This window comes from Pseudomonas sp. F1_0610, assembly GCF_047470865.1.
Lineage (GTDB): Bacteria > Pseudomonadota > Gammaproteobacteria > Pseudomonadales > Pseudomonadaceae > JAZDRH01.
In genome coordinates this window covers 1-302 of the sequence record NZ_JAZDRH010000100.1, presented here as the reverse complement: position 1 = coordinate 302, position 302 = coordinate 1, and the positions used below count along the sequence as shown (strand labels likewise).

General features: G+C 46.4%; 1 pseudogene. It reads left to right on the top strand.

Annotated elements, in window-relative coordinates:
* Positions 1–302, top strand: a pseudogene (locus VQ643_RS16390) (IS3 family transposase); the annotation flags it as partial.

Genomic DNA, 302 nt, shown 5'->3' with positions numbered 1-302 from the left:
CCGAAGAGCGTCTTAAAGCTGAGATTCGATTGGAAGCTCTTGAGGGAAAGCTCTAAAGCCATCCCTGCGCAAGGAGATGGCGCAAGAGGCGATAATCAAACATGCCATCAGCATTCGCCTTGCTTGCAGCTGTCTAGGTATTAGCGAGAGCTGTTTTTACTATCAAAGCAAGCTTAATGCTGAGAACGAGCAGATTGCTGATTGGCTGCTTCGATTAACCGACAATAAAAAGCGCTGGGGATTTGGCCTATGCTTCTTGTACCTGCGTAATGTTAAAGGTTTTAAATGGAACCATAAGCGCG